Raw genomic sequence first — 25,356 nt, 5'->3', positions numbered from 1 at the left:
ATTACTTCTGACACTGTTTTGTCATGGCACAGCAAGCGACGCCGGTTCGCACGGCACGGCTGGGGCGGGCACTCGGCACGGAGCCGACGGCGGTGAGCGGCGTGGTGCTGCTGCTGCCGGGCGGCGACAAGACCTCCTCGCGCAGACCTTCACCGATGCTGGCGACCGCGTCGGTGAGGGCGTTGGGCCGCCGGCTCACCCGCGCGGGACGTACGGAGGGGCTGGCGGTGCACGTGGTGCACTACCGGTTCCGCGGTTGGAACGGGAGCGAGGCGCATCTGGCGCAGGACGCCGCGTGGGCCGCGGACGAGATCGTACGGCGGTACGGGGACGTGTCCGTCTGTCTGGTCGGGCTGGACATGGGCGGCCGGGCCGCCCTGCACGCGGGAGGCCACACCGCCGTCGACTCCGTGCTGGCGCTGTCCCCCTGGCTGCCCGAGGAGGATGCCGCGGCACCGCCCGAACCGGTGAAGCAGCTCGCGGGGCGGCGGGTGCTGATCGTGCACGGCACCAACGACCAGCGGACGGACCCGGAGTTGTCGTTCCGGCTCGCGGCGCGGGCCAAGAAGGCGAACCGGGACATCTGCCGGTTCGAGGTGCACTCGGACCGGCACGCGCTGCACGCGTTCCGGGACGAAGTGCACGCGCTCGCGGAGGACTTCGTGATGGGGACGCTGTTCGGGCGGGCGTTCTCGCGGCCGGTGGAGGACGCGCTGGCGGCTCCGCCACCGCTGGGGCTGCGGATGCCGCTCGCGTCGGGCTTCGGCCGGTCGCTGCGGCGGTGACCTGGACCGGCAGTTCCCCGCGCCCCTGACGTGGGTGGACTTTTCCTGATTCGCGTCGCTCTGTGTGGTCGCACGTGTCTACCGTGTTCCGTGACGAGGCGGGACGGCGGAGGGGCGCGGGATGACGCAGGTGAACGATGTCGCGGAACAGCTGAAGAGCGAGGCGGACGAGCCGGGTTGGGAGGTCGACCCGGACGACGACTGGGGCGTGGCGGTGGTCGCGATGGTGGGCCGCCAGCTGAAACTGCGCCGCGAGGCGAAGGGCATGCGGGCGGGGGAGTTCGGGGAGGCGGTGGGGTACGGGGAGGCTCTGGTCTTCAAGGTCGAGGGAGGCATGCGGATTCCACGACCCGAGTACCTGGACCGCGCGGACGAGGTGTTGGGGGCCGGCGGCCTGCTCTCGGCGATGAAGCAGGACGTGGCGAAGGTCCGCTATCCCAAGAAGGTGCGGGACATCGCGGATGGCGAGGGGCGAGCGGTCGAACTTCAGCTGTACGACCCCCTCAACATCCACGGGTTGTTGCAGACGCCGCAGTACGCGCGCGGGCTGCTCATGATGCGGCGCCCCGCGTATGCGGAGGACGAGGTGGAGAAGTTCATCGCCGCGCGCGTGGCCCGCAAGGCGATCTTCGAACGGGACCCGGCGCCCGAGCTCAGTTTCATCGTGGAGGAGTGGACACTCCGACGTCCGCTCGGCGGACCAGCGGTGCTGCGCCGTCAGCTCGAACACCTCCTGTTGCTCGCGCAGTTGCGGAATGTCGAGCTACAGGTGATGCCGATGGATCGCGAGGAGCATGCGGGGGTCGACGGCGGGATCGAGGTGTTGAAGTTCGTCGACGGCTCGGCAGTGGGACGTTCGCCGGTCGTGTCCAACGGTCGACAAGTCAGCGAGCCCAGGCAACTCCGTATCCTGGAAATGCGGTACGGCATCGTCCGGGCCCAAGCGCTCACACCCCGTGAGTCCATGGCCCACATCAAACAACTGCTGGGGGAAACATGATGCGCAACTCTGCCGGGGACGCCACCGAGCTCGCGTGGTTCAAGAGCAGCTACAGCAGTGGCAGCGAAGGCGACTCGTGCGTGGAGGTAGCTTCCTCCCCCGATGCCATCCACGTCCGCGACTCGAAGAACATAGGCGGCCCGCAACTCGCGCTCCTGCCGGAGGCCTGGGCCGAGTTCGTGGCGTACGCGACCTCGGGGTGAGGTCGTCCCCGGGACCGAAGTACCCGGGGACGGCCCGGTCCGTCAGGGGCGCCAGCCGTCGGCGATGCGGCCCTGGCGCACCTGGGTGGTGCCGCTGCACGTCCCCGTGTCCGGGTCTCCCCAGATCTTGATGGCGTCGGCGTCGTTCGCCCAGGTGGTGCCGTTGGGGTGGGTGTAGCTGCCGAGGTTGACGGCGGTGTTCCGCGGGATGCAGATGTACGCGTCCGGGGAAGCGCCCTGGTCGATCAGCCAGACGGAGTCGTCATTGCGGGTGTTGACGACCGCGTCCACCCGGTTCCCGCCGCCGATGATGGCCTGGTAGGTCGTGTCCTGGTAGTAGCTGAAGATGCTGCCGCTCGCGTAGGAGCCGTCGTACAGACACACACGCGGGTACGAGCAGCCGTACATGCTGTCGGCGGAGGCGGGCGAGGCACTCATGGTCACGGCACCGGTGGCGAGGGCGGTGACGGCGAGGGCGGTGGCGCCCAGGCGGGTACGTATCGCGCGGAGGGTCATGGTGTCCCTTCAGTTCGATGAGCCGCGGAAGCAGCAAAGAACGACAGAGGATTTTCTTCCTTCACTCGGCGTGTCCTTCTTGACTCAGAAGTGACGGCCTCACTAATGGAATTTAAAGTCGTCGCGGCCTTCGGACTTTGTCCGTGGTGCAGGAAACTTTGTCAGTCGTGCACCGGGTCGAGTTGACTCCGCGTCATGGAACACATCAGGTCAGAGGCCCTGCCCACACGCGCCGAAAGCGTTGCGCGGCAAGAGCGAATCCTGCCAAGCTGACGTCAGGAACCGTGCGCGGGGGAAGGGTGTCTTATGGGGGAGCACGGCGAGATATCGTCGGGCCGGCTTTATGACCGACCCAGAGGGCCCGCCTCATGAGCCCGGTCCTGGACACCGCGTTCATGCCGCCGCAGGACCGGGAGGAAGTGGTCCGGAACGCGGTGTGGGAATCCGTGGTGGCGGTCGATATCGACCATCCTCTGCCGGCGGAGGACATCTCCGTTCGTATAGGGCTCGGCGCTGTCGGGCCCCTCAGGATCCTGTCGGCGCGGGCGACCGCCGTCACCATCCGCCGGACGGAGCGGCTGGCCCGGGTGGACGAGGAACCGTTCGTCTTCCTCGGACTTCAGATGACGGGCACCAGCCTGGTGGTGCAGAACGGCCGCGAATGCCTGCTGGGCGCCGGGGACTTCGCCGTCTACGAATCGACCTCTCCCTACACGCTTCTCTTCGACGAGGGGGTCGACCACCATTTCCTCCGTCTCCCCCGCGCTGCGCTCGCGCTCCCCGAGCGGTTGTTACGAGACGTCTCCGCGACCACGTTGGGCCCCGGCAACCCGGTCGCGCGCCTCGCCTTCACCTACTTCTCGCAACTGGCCTCCGCCGACGAGTTGCGGCACGGTCCGCACGCCGACGCCGTCGTGGAGCCCAGCATCGAACTGCTCCGCGCCGTCCTGACCTCGCAGCACGGAAGCTCCCGCCGGGCCGGAGCACCGATGGAGGCGACACTCAGCCTGCGGATCACCCAGTACATCCGGACGCACCTGGCTGACCCCGGTCTGTCGGCGGCAAGGATCGCCGCCGTGCACGGCATCTCCGTACGCCATCTCTACGCCGTGCTGTCCCGGTCGGGCATCAGCCTCGGAGACTGGATCCGTGCACACCGCCTGGCCGAATGCAGGCGGGAGTTGGCCGGCCCGCACGGCCGGCTGCGGACCATCGCCGCGATAGGGCGCAGCTGGGGCTTCGTGGACGCGACCCACTTCAGCAAGGTGTTCAAGCAGGCGTACGGAATCTCGCCACGGGCCTGGCGCGACCAGAGCGGCCGAAACGACCCCACGCCGCGGGAGGGGCCTCCCCTCACTCCGGCAGCAACGAACCCCTCTTCGACAGCAGGAACTTCTTGAAGGCCGCCACCGGAGGTGTGTCCGGGTGGCCGTCCAGCCAGGCGACGCCGATCTCCCGGGCCGCCCGGGGGGCGGTGACCGTCAGTTCCACCACTCCTGGTCGGGGGACGGCCGGCGGGGGCAGGAGGGCCACTCCCAGGCCCGCCGCCACCAGGCCTCGCAGGGTCTCTGCCTCCTCGCCCTCGAAGGCGACCCGGGGGCGGAAACCCGCCTGCCGGCAGAGGTCGTCGGTGATGCGGCGCAGGCCGTAGCCGGGTTCCAGGGTGACGAAGGCCTCGTCGGCGGCCTCGGCGAGGCGGATGCGGCGGCGGGAGGCCAGGCGGTGGTCGGCCGGGACCACCAGGCGGAGCTTCTGTTCGTCCAGGCGGCGGCCGACCAGGTCGGGGGCGTCCGGGACGGGGGACGTGAGGCAGAGGTCCAGTTCGCCGGAGCGCAGCCGCTCGATCATCGCCTCGCCGTAGTTCTGGACGAGGCTGAAGCGGACGCGGGGGTGGTCTACGCGGAAGGCCCGGATCAGGGCGGGTACCGTCTCGGAGCCCATGGTGTGCAGGAAGCCGAAGGCGACCTTGCCGGTGGTGGGGTCGGCGTCGGCCCGTACCTCGTCGGCGGCCCGCTCGATCTCGGCGAGCGCCCGTTCGACGGAGCCGAGGAACGTACGGCCGGCCGGTGTGAGGGAGACCGTGCGGCCCCGGCGGGCGAAGAGGTCCACTCCCAGGTCCTGTTCGAGGCGGACCATCGCCCGGGACAGCGTCGACTGCGGGACCTGCATCTCCCGCGCTGCCCGCGTCACGTGCTCGGTGCGGGCGACTCCGGCGAAGTACGCCAGGCGTGGGGCGAGCAACCTCGACATGCCCGCGCTGTCTTCTGTGTCACCGGACGGTGACAGGCGACCCTCTGACCTCTGCTGATGCATCACAGGAACGATTATGGCGATTCCATGCATTGGACGGATGACGGGGAGGACTTTAGGTTCGAAACATGCCTTCCGCCAGTACCGGGGCGTCCACCGGCGTGGTCGCCCCCTCCGCCGCCGCCACTCCCACCGAAGCCGCCGTCCCCGCCGAAGTGGTCTCCGTCGACACCCGGCTGACCCCGGGCGGGCCCGGCTACCGCCGGATGAGCTTCGCCCTGTTCCTCGCCGGGGTCGCGACCTTCGCACTCCTCTACTCCACCCAGGCCCTTCTCCCGCTGATCTCGCGCGACTTCGGGGTCACGGCGAGCAGCGCGAGCTGGACGGTGTCGGCGGCGACCGGCGCACTGGCCCTGTTCGTCCTGCCGCTGAGCGCGCTCTCCGAGCGGTTCGGGCGGCGTACGTTGATGACGGCGTCGCTCGCGGTCGCGGTGACCGTCGGACTGCTCGTGCCCTTCGCCCCCTCGGTCGGCTGGCTGATCGCGCTGCGGGCCGTCCAGGGCGCGGCACTGGCCGGGCTGCCGGCCTCGGCGACGGCGTACCTGGCGGAGGAAGTACGGCCGAAGGCACTGATCACCGCCATCGGCCTGTTCGTCGCGGGCAACAGCGTCGGCGGGATGAGCGGCCGTGTCATCTCCGGCTGGGCCGCGCAGGAGTGGGGCTGGCGGGTCGCCGTCGCGGTGATCGGCGTGATCGCGGTGGGCTGCGCCGTCGCCTTCCGGCTGCTGATCCCGGCGCCCAAGCACTTCAAGGCCGGTTCGCCGCGCCCCGCGGCGCTGGTCCGCACGGTCCGCGCTCACCTCGCGAACCCGCTGCTGCGCAGGCTCTACGCGATCGGCGCGCTGTTCATGACGGTGTTCGGCGCCGTCTACACGGTGATCGGCTACCGCCTCACCGACGCCCCGTTCTCCCTTCCGCAGGGCCTCATCGGCTCGATCTTCCTCGTCTACCTGGTCGGTACGGTCTCGGCGTCGACCGCCGGAAAGCTGGTGGGCCGGCTCGGCAGGCGCGGCGCGCTGTATCTCGCGGGCGCCACGACGACCGCGGGGCTGCTGGTGTCGCTGGCCGACTCGCTGCCGTTCGTGCTGCTCGGTCTTGTGCTGATCACGGCCGGGTTCTTCGCCGGGCACGCGGTGGCGTCCTCCTCCGTCAGCCACACGGCGAAGGAGGGCCGCGCCCAGGCCTCGGCGCTGTACCAGTCCGCCTACTACCTGGGCTCCAGTGCGGGCGGCACGCTCGGCGCGGTCGCCTACCACTCCGGCGGCTGGGCCGGGACGGTCGCGCTCGGCCTGCTGGCGGTGGCCGGGGTCGTGGGCATCACGGTGCTCGGGTCGCACGCGGCCCGGACGCGGCGGCGGCTGGTGGCCGTGCAGCACTGACACACCCGGGGCTCACCGGGGGCAACCGGCGGACAGGTGGGTGCAGGTCAGGACAGTAACTGTCCTGACCTGCACCTTTTTCGTCCCGGGGGGCCATTGTCAGTGGGCTGCGGTAGCTTCCGGAGTGCTGGTACCGCAATGGGGCGGTGCTCGCACGGCGGACAAGGCCACAGGGGTGGGTTGGCTTATGAGCGACGGTACGGCGACGGTGGAAGACCTCGATGTCCGGCTGGAGAAGCACCGGGTCGAGCTGACGGGGTACTGCTACCGGATGCTGGGCTCGTCCTTCGAGGCCGAGGACGCGGTCCAGGACACACTGGTGCGCGCCTGGCGCAGTTACGACAAGTTCGAGGGCCGCTCCTCGATGCGTTCGTGGCTGTACCGGATCGCGACGAACGTCTGTCTGGACATGCTGACCGCAGGCAACAAACGGGCCCGGCCCATGGATCTGACGGACTCGACGCCCCTCGCGCGGGCCGCCCTGACGCCTCGCGCGGACAACACCTGGCTGGAGCCCATGCCGGACGCGCGCGTGCTGCCGACGGTCGCCGACCCGGCCGAGGCCGCCGTGGCCAAGGAATCGGTGCGCCTCGCCTTCATGGCCGCCCTGCAGCAGCTGCCGCCCAAGCAGCGGGCGGTGCTCATCCTGCGTGAGGTCCTGGCGTGGAAGGCGAGCGAGGTGGCCGAGCTGCTCGGTACCACGGTCGCCTCCGTGAACAGCGCGCTCCAACGGGCGCGTGCGACGCTCTCGGAGAGCGGGAGCGGGAGTGCCGCCGCGCGGGCCGCCACCTCCGATCCGCTCGACGAGGAGCAGCAGAAGCTGCTCGATCGCTATGTGGCCGCCTTCGAGGGGTACGACATGGCGGCGCTGACGGCCCTCCTGCACGAGGACGCCGTGATGACGATGCCGCCGTTCGACCTGTGGCTGACCGGCCCCTCGGACATCACGGGCTTCATGACCACGCTCGGTGCGCCCTGCGCGGACTCCCACCTGGTCCCGGTCGCGGTGAACGGACTGCCGGGCTTCGCCCAGTACAAGCCCGACCCGGAGACCGGGGGGCGGGTGGCATGGGCGGTGCAGGTGCTGGAGATCTCAGAGGGGCGCATCACCGGGTTCCACTGCTTCCTCGACACGCAGCGGTGGTTCCCGCTGTTCGGGCTGCCTCTCCAGCTCGAAGGGCAGGGCGACCAGGGCGAGCAGCGCGCGTAGGGCGGGGTCCGGGGCGCGGAGTCTGAGGCGGCCTCCGGCGCGGCGGGCCGCGAGCTGCATCCTCGCCAGTGCGTCGATGGTCGTCAGGCCGGGTGGGCCCAGGTCTGTGACGTCGCAGACGACGACGGCGGCTGTGGTGTGCTGCAGCCGTGTGCGCACGGCTTCGCAGAGCCTCGGCACGTCGTCCTTGGTGACGGGGCCGGGCAGTACGAGTACGTCGGGTGTCGTGGGGTCCACGTGCGGTAGACCCGGGCGGGGTGCGGAACTCATCGCTGAGCGGGGTGACCTGCGGTCGGCTGGGGTGTTTGTCGGGTGCGGGTGAGTGAGGGCTGGGTGCGCCGTTCCCCGCGCCCCTGACGGGGCGCAGCCCCGACTTGAGGGGCGCGGGGAACGGCGCGGACGGGGGCGAGGGGGCGGAGCCCCCGTGCGGTGGCGGGAAGCCCGGGGACGGTGGGGGCCCTCCCGGCCCTAGGGTTGGGTGTATGACCCATGAATCGCCGCCCGTCCCACCCCGGATACCCGGGCTCCGCCGGCCCCCGGGCTCGCGGGAGGTCCCGTGCAAGGGGTGCTGAACGGATTCGCGGTCATCGCCGTGGTCATCGGGGTCGGGTATCTGATCGGGCGTCGGGGGTATCTCGGCGACAACGGACGGGAGGTGCTGACCAAGCTCGCGTTCCATGTCGCCACGCCCGCGTTGCTCTTCACCACCCTCGCGCGGGCCGACCTGTCGGTGATCCTGTCGAACCGGCTGCTGGTGACGGCGGTCAGCACCTTCGCGGTGGCCGGGGTCTTCGTCGCGGTCGGTGCCGTACGCCGCTGGGGCGTGGGCCGTACGACGATCGGCGCGCTCTGCTCCAGTTACGTCAACGCGGGCAATCTCGGCATCCCGATCGCCGTGTACGTCCTAGGGGACGCCTCACTCGTCGCGCCCGTCCTGCTGTTCCAGCAGATCGTGATGACGCCGGTCGCGCTGACGGTCCTCGACCTGTCGGGCGCGGGCGAGAAGCAGTCGGTCTGGCGGCGGGTGACCGTCCCCGTCCGCAACCCCATCGCCATCGGCTCGCTGTCCGGGGTGGCCGTCTCGGCGACCGGGCTGACCGTCCCGGGGCCCGTCATGGATCCGCTGACCCTGATCGGCAACATGTCCGTACCGGCCGTGCTTCTCGCCTTCGGGATCTCCCTGTGCGGCAGCACGATGCCGGGGCGTGGGGCGGACCGGGCGCCCGTGCTGCTCTCCGTCGCCCTGAAGTCGGTGGGGCAGCCGCTGACGGCCTGGGCCCTGGCGGCGGGAGTCTTCGGCCTGCGGGGCGAGCCCCTGCTCGACGTGGTCGTCACCTCGGCCCTGCCTGCCGCCCAGAACCTCTTCACGTACGCCTCGCGCTACCGGGTCGGCGAGGTCCTGGCCCGAGAGTCGATCCTGCTGTCGACGATGCTGGCTGTGCCGGTGCTGGTGGTGATCGCGGCGTTGCTGGGGTGACGCCCGTCGATGGACGCTCAGTGGACGGGAAACACGCTCGTGTCGAGCTTGAGGTCAAAGGGCTCCGGCAACACGATCAGCTCGCCGAACTTTCCCGCGTGCAGGACCCGGTAGACGTCGCCCTGGGGCTCGCCGTAGAGCGTGACCGTGGGGCCGCCCGGCGCCCAGCGGTCGATGAGCAGGTAGAGAGGGATGCCCGCAGCAGCGTAGGCGGCGGGCTTGCTGACGCGGTCGTGCCGGGCGTTGGACTTGGACGTGACTTCCACGACGAGTTCGGCCGCGCCGGCCGGGATGTAGTTGCCGGGGCCGTCGATCTCCCTCGTGGGCACCACGACGAGGTCCGGAATGAACATCCCTAGACGCGAGGGCACCGCGATGGAGAGGGTCTGGAAGATCCCCCAGTCATCGGGAATCGCTGAATACAGGCGGCGCTGGACAACATCAGCGATCAGGTTGTGCTGGTTCGCGGGAGTAGGCGACACGGTGACGATCCCCTCAATGATCTCCACCTTGCTGCCCTCGGGCCACTCCATCTCCTCCCGGAACCGGACGAGGTCGTCCCAGTTCCGCTCGGGCTCGTGGTCGACGGTGAGTGCACTCATGGCGGTCTCCTATCGGTACGTCACCGATCACAGCATGCCGAACGGGACCGGCGGCCGTCCACCGATCCCGTTCACCCGAATGGGTAACCTGCAGGTCAAGCCGTATGTCAGGCGATACGTTCCAGCACCACCGGTGCCGCCGTGAACGTCGTGCCGGGGGCGGCGGCCACGTCGTACGAGCCCGTCACCGCCTCCAGCGCGTACTCGAAGCGCTCGGGGGTGTCCGTGTGGAGGGTGAGGAGCGGCTGGCCCTCGGTCACCGTGTCGCCGGGCTTGGCGTGGAGTTCGACGCCCGCGGCGGCCTGCACCGGGTCCTCCTTGCGGGCGCGGCCCGCGCCCAGACGCCAGGCGGCGACGCCGATGTCGTAGGCGTCGAGGCGGGTGAGGACGCCCGAGGCCCCCGCCTTCACCACGTGCTGTTCGCGGGAGGTGGGCAGCGGGGCGTCCGGGTCGCCGCCCTGGGCGGAGATCATGCGACGCCAGGCGTCCATCGCCGAGCCGTCGGCCAGCGCCTTCGCCGGGTCGGCGTCCTTGATGCCCGCCGCGGCCAGCATCTCGCGGGCCAGGGCGAGGGTGAGTTCCACGACGTCGGACGGGCCGCCGCCCGCCAGAACCTCGACGGACTCGCGGACTTCGAGGGCGTTGCCGGCCGTCAGCCCGAGCGGAGTGGACATGTCGGTCAGGAGCGCGACCGTCCGTACGCCGTGGTCCGTGCCGAGGCCGACCATCGTGGAGGCCAGCTCGCGGGCGTCCTCGATGGTCTTCATGAAGGCGCCGGTGCCGACCTTCACGTCCAGGACGAGCGAGCCCGTGCCCTCCGCGATCTTCTTCGACATGATGGAGGAGGCGATCAGCGGGATCGCCTCGACCGTGCCCGTCACGTCACGCAGCGCGTAGAGCTTCTTGTCCGCCGGGGCCAGGCCGTCGCCCGCCGCGCAGATCACCGCGCCGACCGAGTCCAGTACGGAGAGCATCTCCTCGTTGGACAGGAGCGCGCGCCAGCCGGGGATCGACTCCAGCTTGTCCAGGGTGCCGCCGGTGTGGCCGAGGCCGCGGCCGGACAGCTGCGGGACGGCCGCGCCGCAGGCCGCCACAAGGGGGGCCAGCGGGAGTGTGATCTTGTCGCCGACGCCGCCGGTCGAGTGCTTGTCGGCCGTCGGACGGGACAGGGCCGAGAAGTCCATGCGCTCGCCGGAGGCGATCATGGCCGCCGTCCAGGTGGAGATCTCCCGGCGGTTCATGCCGTTGAGCAGGATCGCCATGTTGAGGGCGGCCATCTGGTAGTCGGCCACGTCACCGCGCGTGTACGCGTCGATGACCCAGTCGATCTGCCCGTCACTGAGCTCGCCGCGGTCCCGCTTGGTGCGGATCACGGAGATGGCGTCCATCGACAACGCGGTCATGGCGTCCCTTCGGTAGTGCAACAGTCAGTAATGCAGCAGTCAGTGGGGCAGCAGTCAGTGGTGCGGCGGCCCCCGGAGTCCCCAGGGGGCCGCCCATGGATCACCTGGTGAGGTGCTCCGGGCCGAAAGCCTGCGGCAGCATCTCGGAGAGCGGGAGGAGACCCGCCGGGGTCTCCAGGATCAGCTCGGGGCCGCCGAACTCGTACAGGAGCTGGCGGCAGCGGCCGCACGGGACGAGGATCTCGCCGTGGCCGTCGACGCACGTGAAGTGCGTGAGCCGGCCGCCCCCGGTGTTCTGGAGCTGCGAGATCAGGCCGCATTCGGCGCACAGGCCGAGTCCGTACGAGGCGTTCTCCACGTTGCAGCCGGAGATCACCCGGCCGTCGTCGACCAGGGCCGCGACCCCGACCGGGTAGCCCGAGTAGGGGGCGTACGCGCGGGACATCGCCTCGCGCGCCACCTCCCGCAGGGCCTCCCAGTCGACAGTCGCGGAAACGGTGTCGGTCCGCGTCACTTTCCTTGCCCCCGCCGGTACGGCATGCCGTCCGCCTTCGGCATCCGCAGGCGCTGCGCGGAGAGCGCGAGGACCAGCAGCGTGACGACGTACGGGGTCGCGGTGACGACCTGGTTCGGGACCTCGTTGGTGGTGGTGTACCAGAGGAAGACCAGGACGCCGATGAGCGTGGTGACCGCCGCGTGGACGTAACGCTTCTTCCATACGAAGTAGGCGGCGCCGATGATCAGGAGCAGGGCCAGCAGGAGGAGCAGGGCGTGGACGTTGGTGCCGCCGCCGCGGAGTTTGAGGCTGTCGGTGTAGCCGAACAGGCCGGCGCCCAGGGCGAGTCCGCCCGGCATCCAGTTGCCGAAGATCATCGCGGCGAGGCCGATGTAGCCGCGTCCGCCGGTCTGGCCCTCCAGGTAGATGTTGGAGGCGACCAGGGAGAGGAAGGCGCCGCCGAGGCCCGCGAAGCCGCCCGAGATGATCACGGCCAGGTACTTGTACTTGTAGACGTTGACGCCGAGCGACTCGGCGGCCACCGGGTTCTCGCCGCAGGAGCGCAGCCGCAGCCCGAAGGAGGTGCGCCACAGCACCCACCAGGTGACCGGGACGAGGGCGACGGCGATCACGGTGAGCGGGGACAGGCCGGTGAAGATGCCGCCGACGAGTCCCGCGAGGTCGGAGACCAGGAACCAGTGTTTGCCGTTGAGGGTCTGCAGCCAGTCCGAGAGCCCCGGGATGTCGAAGGTGCCGAGCGAGTCGACGGGCGGCGACTGCTTCGACGTGCCGCCCTCCTCGCCCTCGAAGGCGAAGGTCGACAGGTAGCGGGTGGCGCCGAGGGCCAGGATGTTGATGGCCACACCGGAGACGATGTGGTTGACGTTGAAGGTCACGGTGACGATCGCGTGCAGCAGGCCGCCGAGCGCGCCGCCGATGATGCCGAAGGCGACACCGGTCCACGGGCCCCACTGGAAGCCGGCCCAGGCACCGAACCAGGTGCCGAGGATCATCATGCCTTCGAGGCCGATGTTGACGACGCCCGCGCGCTCGGCCCACAGCCCGCCGAGTCCTGCGAGGCCGATCGGTACGGCCAGGCGCAGGGCGGTGGACATCTGGCCGGTGGAGGTGATGCCGTTCGCGTCGGTGACGAGGCGGACGACGGAGACCAGGACCAGCAGGCCCGCGACGAGCAGGAGCAGGACCGGGAGCGAGATGCGGCGGCGGCCCCGGGCGGGCTTTGGCGCCTGCGGCTTGGCGACGGTCGAGGTGCTCATCGGGCAGCCACCTCCTTCTTGGAGTTGTCGTTGGCGGCGGCAGCGGCGGCGGCCAGTTCGGCGCCGACCCGGCGCTGCTGGCGGCGCAGGCCCCAGACGCGTACGGCCTCGTAGGAGACGACGACCGCGATCACGATGAGGCCCTGCATGATCACCGCGATCTCCTTGTCGTACGCCACCGGGGTCGCGTAGTCGAGGGCGGGCGAGGCCTTGTCGAGGAAGGCGACCAGCAGGGCGGCGAAGGCGATGCCGACCGGGTTGTTGCGGCCGAGCAGCGCGATGGTGATGCCGGTGAAGCCGAGGCCGGTCGGGAAGGACAGGCTGTAGGTGTGGGCGTCGCCGAGGAGGATCGGCAGTCCCGCGAGGCCCGCCATGCCGCCGGAGATGAGCATCGCGGTGAGGACCATGCGCTTGGCGTCCACGCCGGAGGCGGCGGCGGCGGTCTCGGAGGCGCCGGTGGCGCGCAGGTCGAAGCCGAAGCGGGTGCGGTTGAGGACCAGCCAGTACAGGACACCGGCGAGTACGGCGATCAGGGTGAAGCCGTAGATCTCGCCCGCGTCGCCCATGTCGAAGCCGGGGAACCAGCCGGACTCCTTCATGACGCCGGTCGTCTGGTTGTTGCCGAGCGGCTGCCCCCAGACCTCGGTGAGGGTGAGGTAGCCGATGAGGCTGGTGGCGATGGCGTTGAGCATGATCGTCGCGACGACCTCGCTCACTCCGCGGGTCACCTTGAGGACGCCCGCGACACCGGCCCAGAAGGCACCGGTGAGCACGGCGATCAGCATCAGGAACGGGATCTGCAGGGCGGCGGGCAGTGAGACGTGCGCGCCGACGACCGCGGCCATCATCGCGGCGAGGCGGTACTGGCCGTCGACGCCGATGTTGAAGAGGTTCATACGGAAGCCGACGGCGACCGCGAGGGCGGCCAGGTAGTAGACCCCGGCCTGGTTGATGATCAGGACCTGGACGTCGGCGAAACCGGCCTGCTCGAACATCAGGGTGTACGGCTCGATCGGGTTCTTGCCCGAGGCGATCAGTACGAACGAGGTCAGCACCACGGCCGCCACGAGCGCGATGACCGGTCCGGCCACCGCGAGGAGCACTCGCTCCTTGTCGAACTTCTTCATCGGGCCTCGTCCTCCGGGGCTTCTGCCTGCGCTGCGTGCTCTTTGCCCTCTGCCGGCTCCACGTGCTCCAGGTGACCGGAGGCGGCGCCTGTCATGGCCGAACCCAGTTCCTCCGGAGTGACGGTCGCCGGGTCCGCGTCCGCGACGAGCCGGCCGTTGTAGATCACCCGGAGGGTGTCGGAGAGGCCGATCAGCTCGTCCAGGTCCGCGGAGATCAGCAGCACCGCGAGGCCCTCGCGGCGGGCCTCGCGGATCTGGTCCCAGATCGCGGCCTGCGCGCCGACGTCCACCCCGCGGGTGGGGTGGGCGGCGATCAGGAAGCGCGGCTTGTGGCTCATCTCGCGGCCGACGATCAGCTTCTGCTGGTTGCCGCCGGACAGGGAGGCCGCCGTGACGTCGATGCCGGGCGTCCGGACGTCGTACTCCTCGACGATGCGGCGGGTGTCGGCCTGGGCGCCCTTTATGTCCAGCCACATGCCTTTGGCATTGGGCTTCTCGGTGACGTGGCCCAGGATGCGGTTCTCCCACAGCGGGGCCTCAAGGAGCAGGCCGTGGCGGTGGCGGTCCTCGGGGATGTAGCCGACGCCCTGTTCGCGGCGCTTGCGGGTGGGCCAGGAGGTGATCTCCTCGCCGATGAAGCGCAGGGTGCCCGAGTCGGCGTTCCTGAGGCCGATCAGGGCGTCGACCAGTTCGGTCTGGCCGTTGCCCTCGACCCCGGCGATGCCCATGACCTCACCGGCGTGGATGGTGAAGGTGACGTCGTCCAGGACGCGTTTGGCGTCGCCGCCGGCCGCGTCGCCCGCGAGCGACCCGGCTGCCGGGGTGGCACCGACGGTCCCGGTCTCGCCGAGCGAGGCGCCGCCGACCGCGTACACGGTGAGGCCCTCGACCTGGATGACGGGCTTGTCGGTGACCGTCGACTCGGCGGTCTCGGGGGTGGGCAGTTCGCTGCCGACCATCATCTCGGCGAGCTGCCGGGAGGTGGTCTCGGCGGGGACGGCCGTGCCGACCGTCGTGCCGCGGCGGATGACGGTGATCTCGTCGGCGACCGACAGGACCTCGCCCAGCTTGTGGGAGATGAAGATGACGGACAGGCCCTCGGCCTTGAGCTCGCGGAGGTTGTCGAAGAGCGCGTCGACCTCCTGCGGCACGAGGACGGCGGTGGGCTCGTCCAGGATCAGGATGCGGGCGCCGCGGTAGAGGACCTTGAGGATCTCCACGCGCTGGCGGTCGGCGACGCCGAGGTCCTCGACGAGGGCGTCCGGGCGGACCCCGAGGCCGTACCGCGCGGAGATCTCCTTGATCTTGTCGCGGGCGCCGCCGCCGATGCCGTACAGCTTCTCGCTGCCGAGGACGACGTTTTCGAGGACGGTGAGGTAGTCGGCCAGCATGAAGTGCTGGTGGACCATGCCGATGCCGCGCGCGATGGCGTCGGCGGGGCCGGCGAAGGCGACCTGGTCGCCGTCGACCGCGATGGTGCCCTCGTCCGGCTTCTGCATGCCGTAGAGGATCTTCATCAGGGTGGACTTGCCGGCCCCGTTCTCGCCGACGAGGGCGTGCACGGTGCCCTTGCGGACGGACAGGTGGATGTCGTGGTTGGCGACGACACCGGGGAAGCGCTTGGTGATCCCCGCGAGTTCGACCGACACGGGCGACTGTGACGTCGCGTGTGCGTGTGCGGCGAGCGGAGGGCTGCTGGACGCGTCGATGGCGTACTCCTTGGAAAAGGGGCCATCTACGCGCGTAGCGCCCCTGCTTCAACTACTACTGCGGAGTCGGATGTTCCGGGCACATCCAGGCATATCCATGCCTCCCGGACAGGCCCGGGTCATCCGCCGCGCGAACGGGGCGCGGGAAGGCCATCCTTCCCACACCCCGTTTTCGCGACCGTAACGCTGCCATTACAGCGCCCGATTGACCATGGTTACTACGGGCGGTTGCCCGGAGCCACTGCTCCGGGCGGTCACTACGAGGTCTTGACCTTGATGGTGCCGTCGTTGATGCCCTCGGAGGCCTTCTTCAGGGCCGCCTGCAGCTTGGCGTTGCCCTTGAAGTCGGGGTTGGAGTCCGCGAGGCCCACGCCGCCGGTCTTGAGCGAGGCGCGCACGACACCCGTCTCGGGCTTGCCGTCCTGGACCGACTTGGCGAGGTTGTAGACCGCGCCCGCGACGTCCTTGGTGGCCGAGGTGAGGATGTACTGCTTGTACTGCTTGAGGGCGTCCTGGCTGTACTGGTCGGAGTCGACACCGATCGCCCACACCTTCGCGGCGGAGGCGGCCTCGATGACGCCCTGACCGGAGAGGCCCGCGGCGTGGTAGACCACGTCGGCGCCGTCCTCGATCTGGCCCTCGGCGGCGGTCTTGCCCTTGTCGGGGCTGGCGAAGCCGCCGTCCTCGGCCTTCTCGGTGAGGAACTGCGAGACGACCTTGACCTTGGGGTCGGTGTCCGCGACGCCCTGCTTGTAGCCCGCCTCGAACTTGTGGATCAGCGGGATGTCCACGCCGCCGACGAAGCCGACGGTCCTGGACTTGGTGGTGAGGGCCGCGGTGACGCCCGCGAGGTAGGAGGACTGCTCCTCGTGGAAGACCATGTCGGCGACGTTCTTCTTGTCGATCGTCTCGTCGTCGACGATGCCGAACGTGATCTTCGGGAACTTGTCGGCGACCTCGGCGACGGCCGGCGCGTAGGCGTAGCCGACGCCGATCACCGGGTTGTAGCCGGCCTTGGCCAGCGTCTGCAGGCGCTGCACCTTGTCGGCGTCGGACTCGCCGTCGGTGGGCTCGACGGCCTTGGAGCCGTACTTGAACTCCGAGGCGGCCTGCTCCATTCCGGCGGTCGCGGCGTCGTTGAAGGACTGGTCGCCCTTGCCGCCGACGTCGTACGCGAGGGCGATGCCCTTGCTCTTGCCGTCGCCGCTGTCCGCGGCGTCGTTGGAAGTGCCGCCGCAAGCAGCGAGGGCGGCGGTGAGGGTAGCGGTCGCAACGCCCGCGACAGCGATTCGGGACACCCGGCGCATGGAACGTGACTCCTTTGTGCAAGCGCCCATACCAGGCGCTGGTTCCGCCGCAGCGTAACGCGCGTAGACCAGACGGAAAACCCCTTCTGTCCGGGCGTTATCGAGCTGTGGCCACAGATGGCGTACAGACTACGGAACGTCGAACGCCCCTTGCGGGAGGCAAGGGGCGTACGACCTGCGAGGCGTGTCCCTCGGCCGGGGTGGCGTGGGGGACGGGGGCAGGTGGGTGGGGCGGGGCGGTGTCTCGTCGGCTGCGGGCCGGTGGGGGCTGATCGCGCAGTTCCCCGCGCCCCTCAAAAGCCCGGTCCGGCCCCCGCGCCGCCAGGGCAAGGGCGCAGCCCCGCCCTTCAGGGGCGCGGGGAACTGCGCGGCCCAGCCCTGGCGGCCCGCAGCCGAGAACGCGCCCCCACTGGCCAGGGCGTCAGTCGGTCTTGACCGTCACCGTGCCGCTGATGATGTCCTCCTTGGCCTTGTCCACGGCCTCGACGACATCCGTCATCTCCTTGTACTTCGGGTTGGAGTCGGCGAAGCCCACGCCACCCGACTTCAGGTCGCCCCGGTGCTCACCGGACAGCGGCTTCCCGTCCACGACGGACTTGGCGACCTCGTACACCGCACCGCCGACGTCCTTGAGCGCGGACCCCAGGATCCACTCCTTGGACGCGTCGAGCGCCTTCTGCTTGTACTGGTCCGAGTCCACCCCGATCGCCCAGACCTTCTGCGCCGCGGCCTCCTGGATGACGCCCTGGCCGGACAGACCGGCCGCGTGGTAGATCACGTCGGCGCCGGCCTCGACCTGCCCACTGGCGGCCTCCTTGCCCATGCTCGGGTTGGAGAACCCGCCGTCCTCGGGCTTCTCGGTGAGGTACCGCTTCTCGATCTCGATCTTCGGGTCGACCGACTCGACCCCCTGGACGAAGCCGTCCTCGAACTTGTGGATGAGCGGTATGTCCACCCCGCCGATGAAACCGACGTGGTCCTTCTTGGTGGCCTTGGCGGCGGCGACACCGGCGAGGTAGGAGGCCTGCTCCTCGGCGAACACCATGTCGGCCACGTTCTCCGCCTGCACCTGGGCGTCGTCGATGACGGCGAAGGTGACCTTCGGGTACTTGGCGGCGACCTCCTTGACCGCCGGGGCGTAGATGTAGCCGACGCCGACGATGGGGTTGTAGCCCGCCTTCGCCATCTGGGTCAGCCGCTGCACCTTGTCGGCGTCCGACTCGCCGTCGCTCGGCTCGATGTCGTTGCCGCCGATCTTGAATTCCTTGCGGGCCTTCTCGAACCCGGAGTAGGCGGCGTCGTTGAAGGACTGGTCTCCCCGGCCGCCGATGTCGTAGGCGAGTCCGATGCCCTTGCCCTTGTAGCCGGACCCGGAGCCGGACTCGGTGCCGCCGTCCGACGACTCGTTGCTGGTCTCGCCGCAGCCCGCGGCCGCGACGACGACCACCGCGACGGCGACAGCGGCTTGAGAAAGCCTGGTTCTCCGAGAGATCCGACGCATGAGAGAGCACCCCTTACATTCCCCAACGGCGCCGTTGCAGACGCTGACTGCGGCGCACAGTAACGCGCGTAGAAGGGGAGGGGAACGGGGTTCATCACTGCCGTTATCGATTCGTGCCGACGGCCGGTTACGAACGCCCACCGCCGGTTACGTACGAGTGACACAAGGGGACGAAGGGGTGCCGATCGGGGCACCCCCTCGCCCGTGAGTCAGCCGCGCGCCTGCAGCAGCGCTGCGGCGGTGAAGAGCTCGACGCCCACCGTGATGGCCGACTCGTCGGCGTCGAAGTCCCCCTGGTGCAGGTCCCGCACGGTCCGCTCGCCCGGCGTACGCACCCCGAGCCGGGCCATGGCACCGGGCACGTGCTCCAGGTACCAGGAGAAGTCCTCCCCGCCCAGGCTCTGCTCGGTGTCCTCGATGGAGTTCGCCCCGAGCCGGGCGGTCATCGCCGCGCGCAGCAGATCGGTGGCGCCCGGCTCGTTGACGACCGGCGGCACCCCGCGTACGTAGTTGATCTCGGACTTCGCCCGGTGGAGCGTGGCGACCTCGTCGATCGCGGCGTGCACCAGATCGGGGGCGGCGTGCCAGGCCGCGAGGTCCAGGCACCGTACGGTGCCGGAGAGTTCGGCGTGCTGCGGGATCACGTTGCAGGCGTGCCCCGACTCGATCCGCCCCCAGGTCAGGGAGAGTCCGGAGCGGGCGTCGACCCGCCGGGCCACGACGGCCGGCACGTCGACGGCGACCCGGGCGGCGGCGGTGACGAGGTCGGTGGTGAGGTGCGGCCGGGCAGTGTGCCCGCCGGGCCCGTCCAGCGAGACCTCGACCCGGTCGCAGGCGGAGGTGATGGGCCCGTACCGCAGGCCGATGCGCCCGGCGTCGACGCGGGGGTCGCAGTGGACGGCGACGATGCGTCCGACGCCGTCGAGGCCGCCGCCCTTGATGACATCGGGGGCGCCGCCGGGCAGCACTTCCTCGGCGGGCTGGAAGATCAGCCGTACGGCCCGGTCGAGGAGACCCCGCTCGTGCAGGTCCGCGAGGACGAGGGCGGCGCCCAGCACGACGGTCGTGTGCACATCGTGCCCGCAGGCGTGGGCGCGGTCCGGCACGGTCGAGCGGTAGGCGCACCCAACCTTCATGTCCGGGATGGGCAGGCCGTCGATGTCGGCGCGCAGGGCGAGCATCGGCAGCGCGGGATCCGGTACGCCGATGTCACAGATGAGCCCGGTTCCCGCGTGGAGCACGCGGGGCCGCAGACCGGCCCGCTCCAGCCGCTCCTTGATCGCGGCGGTGGTGCGGAACTCCTGGTTGCCCAGCTCCGGGTGCATGTGCAAGTCACGGCGGAACGCGACGAGTTCGGCGCGCAGCGCCTCGGACAGCACACCGGGAAGCGCTGCCCCCCCGGACAGTTCTCCCCCGGGCGGCACTTCCCCGGACGACGCTTCCTCGGAGGAATCGGCCTCGGACTCTTGCGACATCAGTTGGTTCACCCTCTGAAGGGTAGGGCGACGCGACGGCCAACTGCCCTGCGATCAACAAAACTGCAACTCGTTCGGGACAGAGAATCCAGCCGCGCGGCGCATACAGTTTGACTGACTTGGGTACACTCGCCCGGCTTTTTGGACCAGTGGCTCCCACGCCTGCCCAGGCGGATCCGGATCCGGCCCTCCTTGTGGGAAAACCTCCGAGCGGCGACACGTGTTCCCGGGTCCCCGGAAACAGGCTCTCTACGCATACCACGCATACGGACGCCCGAACGGTTCCGTTCATCTGCCGGACACACCCTGCCGGACACACCCCTGCCGGTCGGACCCACGGGCGGCGGAGCCCCGCCGGGGCCGCTCAGGTGGCCGTGATCGCCGACAGGCGGTGGACGTCGCGTGCCGTGTCCGTGACGCCCGAGAGGAAACCCTGGGCCCGGGGGGAGGCGTTCTTCGTGAGCCAGGCCGGGTCGATGTCGAAGACGGCGACCTTGACGTCCGTGCCGGCCAGGGCGAGCGGCAGGGTGTGGACCACGGTGGAGGGGAAGCTGAGGATCGTGCGGCCGATGGGGCCGCGCCGGGCGATCAGTTCCAGGGGGAGGTCCGGGCGGACGATCTCCAGGCCGGTCTCGACGGCCAGCCGGTGCAGTTTCTCGGGGCTCTCCCTGCGGTGGGCGAAGTACCGGGTGGCCCCGTAGGTGCGGGCCAGTCCCTTCACCGCTTCGAGGTAGCGGTCGGGGTCCACGACCCCGGTCTCCACCAGGGACGTGCCGACCAGGTCGGCGCCCTTCGTGATGCGGGGCGGGCCGAAGCGGGCCCGGGTCCACGCGAAGTCGTTGGCCGAGACGTCGACGCCCTCGGGCGTGTCGTCGATCGGCATGGAGGAGAAGATCTCCACCCGGCGTCCGGCGCCGGGGGTGAGCCGGCGGCGGGCCCGGGCCGAGACCGGTGCGAAGACCAGGTCCCGGGCCCCGGGGCGCCCGCCGCGCCGGTGCCAGCGCACCAGCCGTTCTCCGCGCGCCAGCTGGGAGACGAACTCCATGGTCGCGGTCCCGTCGTCCACGACGACGAGGTCGCGGGCGCGGGTGATGGTCAGCAGCAGCTGCACGTACCGCGAGAAGGGGTCGCCCATCACGATGCGCCGCGCGCGCCGCAGCAGCGGCGCGAGTCCGCCGACCGTGTGGAAGGGCGCGGTCGTGCCGCCCCTCGCCTCCTCCCAGCGCACTTCGTACCCCTCGTCCCTGGCCAGCTCCGCCATCCGCCTGAGCTGCCCGCGGGTCATCGGGTCGGTGGGCGACAGGACGACGAGCGTGAGGCCGGCGCCGGCCTCTCCCGGCCTGGCGTCACCGGCCCCGCCGGGCCTGCCCGACCCGCCGGGCCTGCCGGAGCGGCCGAACCTGCCGGTTCCGCCGGGCCGGCCGGCTCCCAGTTCCGGACCCGGGGGTCCGAAGGTCTCGCCGGTGCTCCTGAGGGCCGCCGCCTTCAGGGCGTGCGCGTGCGCCCACTCCAGGACGTTCAGGAGCTGCACCGGGCTTTCCACGAAAGCCAGCGTGGCGGGTGACTGGGGGCCGGTGGACCCGGCGCGGGGACTCATCGACGTACGACCGTCGCTTCCCTGGAATCGGAAGGGGTGGGAGTGACGAAGGGGTGGGGGGGTGGATCAGACCGCGACGGGCTCGCCCGCGGCGGCGGCGATCTCGGCCTCGGCGACGACGCCCGAGACGCGGCGCAGCTTCTTCATCGGTCCCAGCTCGGACTCGTAGACCTTCTTGACGCCGTCGCCGAGGGAGGCCTCGATGGTGCGGATGTCGCGGACCAGGCGGGTCAGGCCCTGCGGCTCGACGGAGGCGGCCTGGTCGGAGCCCCACATCGCGCGGTCCAGGGTGATGTGGCGCTCGACGAACGCGGCACCGAGGGCGACCGCGGCGAGCGTGGTCTGCAGGCCGGTCTCGTGGCCGGAGTAGCCGATCGGGACGTTCGGGTACTCGGCCTGGAGGGTGTTGATGACGCGGAGGTTGAGCTCCTCGGCCTGCGCCGGGTAGGTCGACGTGGCGTGGCACATCAGGATGTTGTCGCTGCCGAGGACCTCGACCGCGTGGCGGATCTGCTTCGGCGTCGACATGCCGGTGGAGAGGATGACCGTGCGGCCGGTGCCGCGCAGGGCGCGCAGCAGCTCGTCGTCGGTCAGCGACGCGGACGCCACCTTGTGGGCCGGGACGTCGAACTTCTCCAGGAAGGCGACGGCCTCGGTGTCCCACGGGGAGGCGAACCAGTCGATGTTCTTCGACTTGGCGTACTCGTCGATCTTGCGGTACTCGTCCTCGCCGAACTCCACGCGGTGGCGGTAGTCGATGTAGGTCATCCGGCCCCAGGGGGTGTCCCGCTCGATGTCCCACTGGTCGCGCGGGGTGCAGATCTCCGGGGTGCGCTTCTGGAACTTCACGGCGTCGCAGCCGGCCTCGGCGGCGGCGTCGATCAGCTTGAAGGCGTTTTCGAGGTCGCCGTTGTGGTTGATGCCGATCTCGCCGACGACATAGACGGGGTGGCCGGGTCCTGCGGTCTTCGAACCGAACTGACGCAGACGGGAGTTGTTGCTCATGGTGGAGACGTTCCTTACTTGTCGAGGGAGTCGAGAGAGGGGCCGAGGATCCAGCTGGCGATCTCTCGGATCGCGCCGTCGCCACCGGGGACGGTGGTGACCGCGCGTGCGGCGCCGCGTACGACGTCGTGGGCGCTCGCGACCGCCACGGGCCAGCCGACGAGGGCGAAGCACGGGAGGTCGTTGACGTCGTTGCCGACGTAGAGCACGCGCTCGGGCGCGATGCCCTGTTCCTCGCACCACTGCTTCAGTGCGAGATCCTTCCGGTCGATGCCGTGCAGCACGGGGATCCTGAGCTTCCGTGCGCGGGCGGCGACGACCGGGTTCTGTTCCGTGGACAGGATCAGCATCGACAGGCCGCTCCTGCGGAGGGCCGCGATACCGAGTCCGTCCCCGCGGTGCACGGAGACGAACTCCCGTCCGTCGGAGTCGATCAGCACCCTGTCGTCGGTCTGGGTGCCGTCGAAGTCGAGGACGACCGCGTCGATGTCGTCGGCGGTCGGGAGGGCGCCGGGCCTGTTCGCGTCGAAGAGCGGCGCGAGGGCGCGGGCGCGGGCGAGGTCGTGCGGGTCGTCGATCTCCAGGACCCGCGCGGGGTCGGTGCGGACGAGTTCCGTCCGGCCGAAGAAGCGGTGCTTGTGCTCGCGCAGTCCGGCGGCGTTCATGGCGTACGCGGCGCCGGTCTCCAGGAGGTCCTGGGGTCGGTCCTGGCGGCGCGGCCGGAACGACTTGTCGTGGTTGACGCCGTAACCGCCGTCCGTGGCCGTGGCCGTGGCCGTGGTGTCGGCGATCGTCGTGCCGCCGCCGACGGACCGGGTCAGCCCGGTGTCGACCGCGGCCGGGTCGTCGTCGGCGTCCCGCCAGACGAACCCGTGGAAGGGCGCCACGGTCAGCGCGGTGTCCGCGCCGTTCTCCACGACCGCGCCGGCCACCGAGTCGATGTCCTCGCGGATGATGAAGGGGCTGGTGCACTGCACGAGGAGCACGGCGTCGACGGCGGAGCCGTGCAGGGCCTCGTGGGCGTCCATGGCGTGCAGGACGGCCGCCTCGGAGGTCGCGGTGTCGCCTGCGATGGCGGCGGGCCGCAGCACGACCTCGGCGCCCGCCTCGCGGGCGGCGGTGGCGATCGCCTGGTCGTCGGTGGAGACCACGACGTCCGTCACCAGCCGGGCCGCCCGGCACTCGCGCACCGCACGGGCGACGAGGGGCACACCGCCGACGGGCAGCAGGTTCTTCGCGGGGACGCCTTTGGAGCCGCCCCGCGCCGGGATCACCGCGAGCACACGAGCCACCGGCTTGAGCCGCCCCGCTTCGGACTTGGTCATTACCTGTACTCCTTGATCGACGGGATCGACGGTCGTCGTGCCCCGGAGGGGCGCGGGGAACTGCGCGCCCGGCCACGACGGACCCGCAGGTCCAAGACGGCAGTGGGGAGCCGACCCCCCGGCAGGGGAAAGCTCACAGCTCCCCCATCCGCCGGATGACGGGCGCCACCCGCTGCACCCCGTGCCGGTACGCACCCCGCGCGGCCCGCCGCACGATCTGCCGCACAGGCCCCGGCTCCCGGTCGGCGTCGGGCGCGCCGGGCAGCGGGCTGCCGTCCGGCGCGAGGTGGTGGCGGGCGAGGATGCCGGGCAGGTAGCCGGGCGCGGTGACAGGCGTGTAGTAGGGGGTGAGGTCGGGCAGCGTGCCCCCGTCGAGCAGCCCGGCGATCCGCTCGCGGGCCGCGTCGAAGGCCGTCTCGTACGAGCCGCCCTCGGCCTGCGCGCCCTCGGAGGAGGCCGCGGCGACACCCTGGCGGGCGACCCACCGCTCGTCGGGCGACGGGATGTGCCCGTCGTCCAGCTGGTCCCAGGAGGCGAGGCAGCCGGAGCCCGCGAAGTGGTGGTTGCCGAGCGACTCGCGCACCCCGAGGTCGGTGAGGACCACGGTGGGGATCCGGCGGTGCAGGGACTCCAGGGCCGCCGTGGAACTGACGGTGACCAGCAGGTCCGTACGGTCGAGGACCTCGCCCATGTGTCCGTACACGAGACGGAGGTTGTCGGGCGGGCCGCCGGGGATCCGCTCCGCGAGGCGCTGGTAGGGCTGCTCCTCGATGTGCGTGGTGTGTTCGCCCGGCTTGGACCGCAGTTTCAGCACGACCTCGCGCTCCGGGTGCAGCCTGGCGTGCTGGACGAGCCGGTTCAGCAGGTACGTACGGTCCTTGCGGCTCTCCGGTACGGAGGGCTGCGCGGCGAAGACGACCGTGTAGGGCCTGCGCCCTTGCTTCGCGGACGGGTCGTGCTTCTCGTACGGGGCGCCGCCGAGGAACGGCAGGGCGACCTCGGTCACCGAGGAGGCGTCGGCGCCCACTCCCTCGTACACGGCGGTGAAGCGGTCCGCGTCCTGGCGGGAGTTGGCGAGGACGAGGTCCGCGCCGTGCCGCAGGAGCAGTCCGTCGGCGAGCTTCTCGTAGACGACGCCGACATAGCCGGTGACGACCACGGGCCGCTTCGTGCTCCCCGTCGCCGCGCGCTCCCGCCACTGGTGGGAGAGCCCGTGCAGCATCGCCTGGACCCCGCCCCCGACGAGGGACAGCACGAGGACGTCGTACGCGGCCTCCTCGCGGGCCATCTCCCGAAGGAACTCGACAGAGGTGACCTCCCGGAGGGAGTCGGCGCGCACGCCGACCTCTTCGAGCTGACGGGCGGTGGGGGTCGCACGGCCCCGCAGGAGGTAGCCGTCGAGCCTGATGTCCGAATCGGCCGGTGCGATACGGTTCGCGGTGAGCGCGCCCCATTTCCACCGGGTATCGGAATCGGCGAGGACGGCCACTCGCAGGGACTTCTTGGTACTTGCTGGCACACCCAAGACGCTAGGAACCGATTCCGAGCACCGGCCCAACCGGAATACAACAAAGGGTTAACAGCACACCGCCGAATGGCGCTGCGACCCCGGATACGCCCGCAATAAGGCCCGGTTCACCATTCCGCCACGT

At 70.5% G+C, this 25,356-nt stretch carries 23 protein-coding genes; 7 read left to right on the top strand and 16 right to left on the bottom strand.

Translation table 11 applies throughout. The features are described 5' to 3' along the window. Positions 1-23 precede the first annotated feature (23 nt). From ACIOKD_RS04940 to ACIOKD_RS04930, 3 genes are all read left to right on the top strand, one after another. Positions 24-785: an alpha/beta hydrolase gene (locus tag ACIOKD_RS04940; protein WP_402078255.1), complete on the top strand. Its 762-nt coding sequence runs from the start codon at positions 24-26 to the stop codon at positions 783-785. Between the two features lie 121 nt (positions 786-906). Further along, a complete protein-coding gene (locus ACIOKD_RS04935; protein ID WP_402078252.1) occupies positions 907-1,785 on the top strand; it encodes a helix-turn-helix domain-containing protein in 879 nt (292 codons plus the stop codon). Further along, positions 1,782-1,988: a DUF397 domain-containing protein gene (locus ACIOKD_RS04930; RefSeq protein ID WP_402078249.1), complete on the top strand. Its 207-nt coding sequence runs from the start codon at positions 1,782-1,784 to the stop codon at positions 1,986-1,988. The genes ACIOKD_RS04935 and ACIOKD_RS04930 overlap by 4 nt, the downstream gene beginning before the upstream one ends. Positions 1,989-2,030: 42 nt before the next feature. Here the strand turns inward: ACIOKD_RS04930 and ACIOKD_RS04925 are convergent, their stop codons facing one another. Beyond that, positions 2,031-2,504: a hypothetical protein gene (locus tag ACIOKD_RS04925; protein WP_402078247.1), complete on the bottom strand. Its 474-nt coding sequence runs from the start codon at positions 2,502-2,504 to the stop codon at positions 2,031-2,033. Positions 2,505-2,872: 368 nt separating this feature from the next. Here ACIOKD_RS04925 and ACIOKD_RS04920 point away from each other — a divergent pair, with 368 nt between their 5' ends. Next, positions 2,873-3,904, top strand: coding sequence for a helix-turn-helix domain-containing protein (locus tag ACIOKD_RS04920; protein ID WP_402078245.1), 1,032 nt, complete (start codon positions 2,873-2,875; stop codon positions 3,902-3,904). Here ACIOKD_RS04920 and ACIOKD_RS04915 read toward each other — a convergent pair. Continuing rightward, positions 3,858-4,820 carry a LysR substrate-binding domain-containing protein gene (locus ACIOKD_RS04915; RefSeq protein ID WP_402078243.1) on the bottom strand — a complete coding sequence of 321 codons (963 nt, stop codon included), beginning with the start codon at positions 4,818-4,820 and terminating at the stop codon, positions 3,858-3,860. The two genes, ACIOKD_RS04920 and ACIOKD_RS04915, sit on opposite strands and share 47 nt — an antisense overlap. Positions 4,821-4,882: 62 nt before the next feature. Here ACIOKD_RS04915 and ACIOKD_RS04910 point away from each other — a divergent pair, with 62 nt between their 5' ends. Next, positions 4,883-6,193, top strand: coding sequence for an MFS transporter (locus tag ACIOKD_RS04910; protein WP_402078240.1), 1,311 nt, complete (start codon positions 4,883-4,885; stop codon positions 6,191-6,193). A gap of 187 nt (positions 6,194-6,380) precedes the next feature. Beyond that, positions 6,381-7,403 carry a sigma-70 family RNA polymerase sigma factor gene (locus ACIOKD_RS04905; RefSeq protein WP_402078238.1) on the top strand — a complete coding sequence of 341 codons (1,023 nt, stop codon included), beginning with the start codon at positions 6,381-6,383 and terminating at the stop codon, positions 7,401-7,403. Here the strand turns inward: ACIOKD_RS04905 and ACIOKD_RS04900 are convergent. Further along, a complete protein-coding gene (locus ACIOKD_RS04900) occupies positions 7,287-7,673 on the bottom strand; it encodes an STAS domain-containing protein (RefSeq protein WP_402078235.1) in 387 nt (128 codons plus the stop codon). The genes ACIOKD_RS04905 and ACIOKD_RS04900 overlap by 117 nt on opposite strands. A gap of 286 nt (positions 7,674-7,959) precedes the next feature. Between ACIOKD_RS04900 and ACIOKD_RS04895 the strand changes: the two genes are divergently transcribed. Beyond that, positions 7,960-8,880 (top strand): AEC family transporter, encoded by a 921-nt coding sequence (locus ACIOKD_RS04895; RefSeq protein ID WP_402078232.1) that lies wholly within the window; start codon positions 7,960-7,962, stop codon positions 8,878-8,880. 17 nt (positions 8,881-8,897) lie between these two features. On the opposite strand, the gene ACIOKD_RS04890 is transcribed toward ACIOKD_RS04895, so the two are convergent. From ACIOKD_RS04890 to ACIOKD_RS04830, 13 genes are all read right to left on the bottom strand, one after another. Then, positions 8,898-9,482, bottom strand: a complete 585-nt coding sequence (locus tag ACIOKD_RS04890; RefSeq protein WP_402078229.1) for a Uma2 family endonuclease — start codon at positions 9,480-9,482, stop codon at positions 8,898-8,900. 107 nt (positions 9,483-9,589) lie between these two features. Continuing rightward, entirely contained in the window at positions 9,590-10,876 is a 1,287-nt protein-coding gene (locus ACIOKD_RS04885) for a thymidine phosphorylase (RefSeq protein ID WP_402079194.1), read from the bottom strand. A 109-nt stretch (positions 10,877-10,985) separates the two neighbouring features. After that, entirely contained in the window at positions 10,986-11,399 is a 414-nt protein-coding gene (locus ACIOKD_RS04880) for a cytidine deaminase (RefSeq protein ID WP_402078227.1), read from the bottom strand. Beyond that, positions 11,396-12,658 carry an ABC transporter permease gene (locus tag ACIOKD_RS04875; RefSeq protein ID WP_402078224.1) on the bottom strand — a complete coding sequence of 421 codons (1,263 nt, stop codon included), beginning with the start codon at positions 12,656-12,658 and terminating at the stop codon, positions 11,396-11,398. Before ACIOKD_RS04875 ends, ACIOKD_RS04880 begins: the two co-directional genes overlap by 4 nt. Continuing rightward, positions 12,655-13,785 (bottom strand): ABC transporter permease, encoded by a 1,131-nt coding sequence (locus ACIOKD_RS04870; RefSeq protein WP_402078221.1) that lies wholly within the window; start codon positions 13,783-13,785, stop codon positions 12,655-12,657. The genes ACIOKD_RS04875 and ACIOKD_RS04870 overlap by 4 nt, the downstream gene beginning before the upstream one ends. Further along, positions 13,782-15,434 (bottom strand): ABC transporter ATP-binding protein, encoded by a 1,653-nt coding sequence (locus tag ACIOKD_RS04865; RefSeq protein ID WP_402078218.1) that lies wholly within the window; start codon positions 15,432-15,434, stop codon positions 13,782-13,784. Before ACIOKD_RS04865 ends, ACIOKD_RS04870 begins: the two co-directional genes overlap by 4 nt. Before the next feature lie 317 nt (positions 15,435-15,751). Beyond that, positions 15,752-16,801 carry a BMP family protein gene (locus ACIOKD_RS04860; RefSeq protein WP_402078216.1) on the bottom strand — a complete coding sequence of 350 codons (1,050 nt, stop codon included), beginning with the start codon at positions 16,799-16,801 and terminating at the stop codon, positions 15,752-15,754. Between the two features lie 421 nt (positions 16,802-17,222). Then, positions 17,223-18,302, bottom strand: a complete 1,080-nt coding sequence (locus ACIOKD_RS04855; RefSeq protein WP_402078213.1) for a BMP family protein — start codon at positions 18,300-18,302, stop codon at positions 17,223-17,225. A gap of 209 nt (positions 18,303-18,511) precedes the next feature. After that, the gene (locus ACIOKD_RS04850; protein ID WP_402078211.1) at positions 18,512-19,777 is read right to left on the bottom strand and encodes an amidohydrolase; all 1,266 of its coding nucleotides are present in this window, start codon (positions 19,775-19,777) and stop codon (positions 18,512-18,514) included. A 364-nt stretch (positions 19,778-20,141) separates the two neighbouring features. Beyond that, entirely contained in the window at positions 20,142-21,374 is a 1,233-nt protein-coding gene (locus ACIOKD_RS04845) for a hypothetical protein (protein WP_402078208.1), read from the bottom strand. Positions 21,375-21,440: 66 nt separating this feature from the next. Further along, complete coding sequence (locus ACIOKD_RS04840; protein WP_402078206.1) at positions 21,441-22,379, bottom strand: N-acetylneuraminate synthase family protein; 939 nt, start codon at positions 22,377-22,379, stop codon at positions 21,441-21,443. A gap of 14 nt (positions 22,380-22,393) precedes the next feature. After that, positions 22,394-23,704 carry a cytidylyltransferase domain-containing protein gene (locus ACIOKD_RS04835; RefSeq protein WP_402078203.1) on the bottom strand — a complete coding sequence of 437 codons (1,311 nt, stop codon included), beginning with the start codon at positions 23,702-23,704 and terminating at the stop codon, positions 22,394-22,396. Between the two features lie 133 nt (positions 23,705-23,837). Further along, positions 23,838-25,223, bottom strand: a complete 1,386-nt coding sequence (locus ACIOKD_RS04830) for a DUF6716 putative glycosyltransferase (RefSeq protein WP_402078200.1) — start codon at positions 25,221-25,223, stop codon at positions 23,838-23,840. Between the last annotated feature and the right edge of the window lie 133 nt (positions 25,224-25,356).

This window comes from Streptomyces sp. NPDC087844 (assembly GCF_044742785.1).
GTDB lineage: Bacteria > Actinomycetota > Actinomycetes > Streptomycetales > Streptomycetaceae > Streptomyces.
The sequence above is the reverse complement of the archived record's forward strand: the minus strand, read 5'-3'. Positions and strand labels throughout refer to the sequence as shown.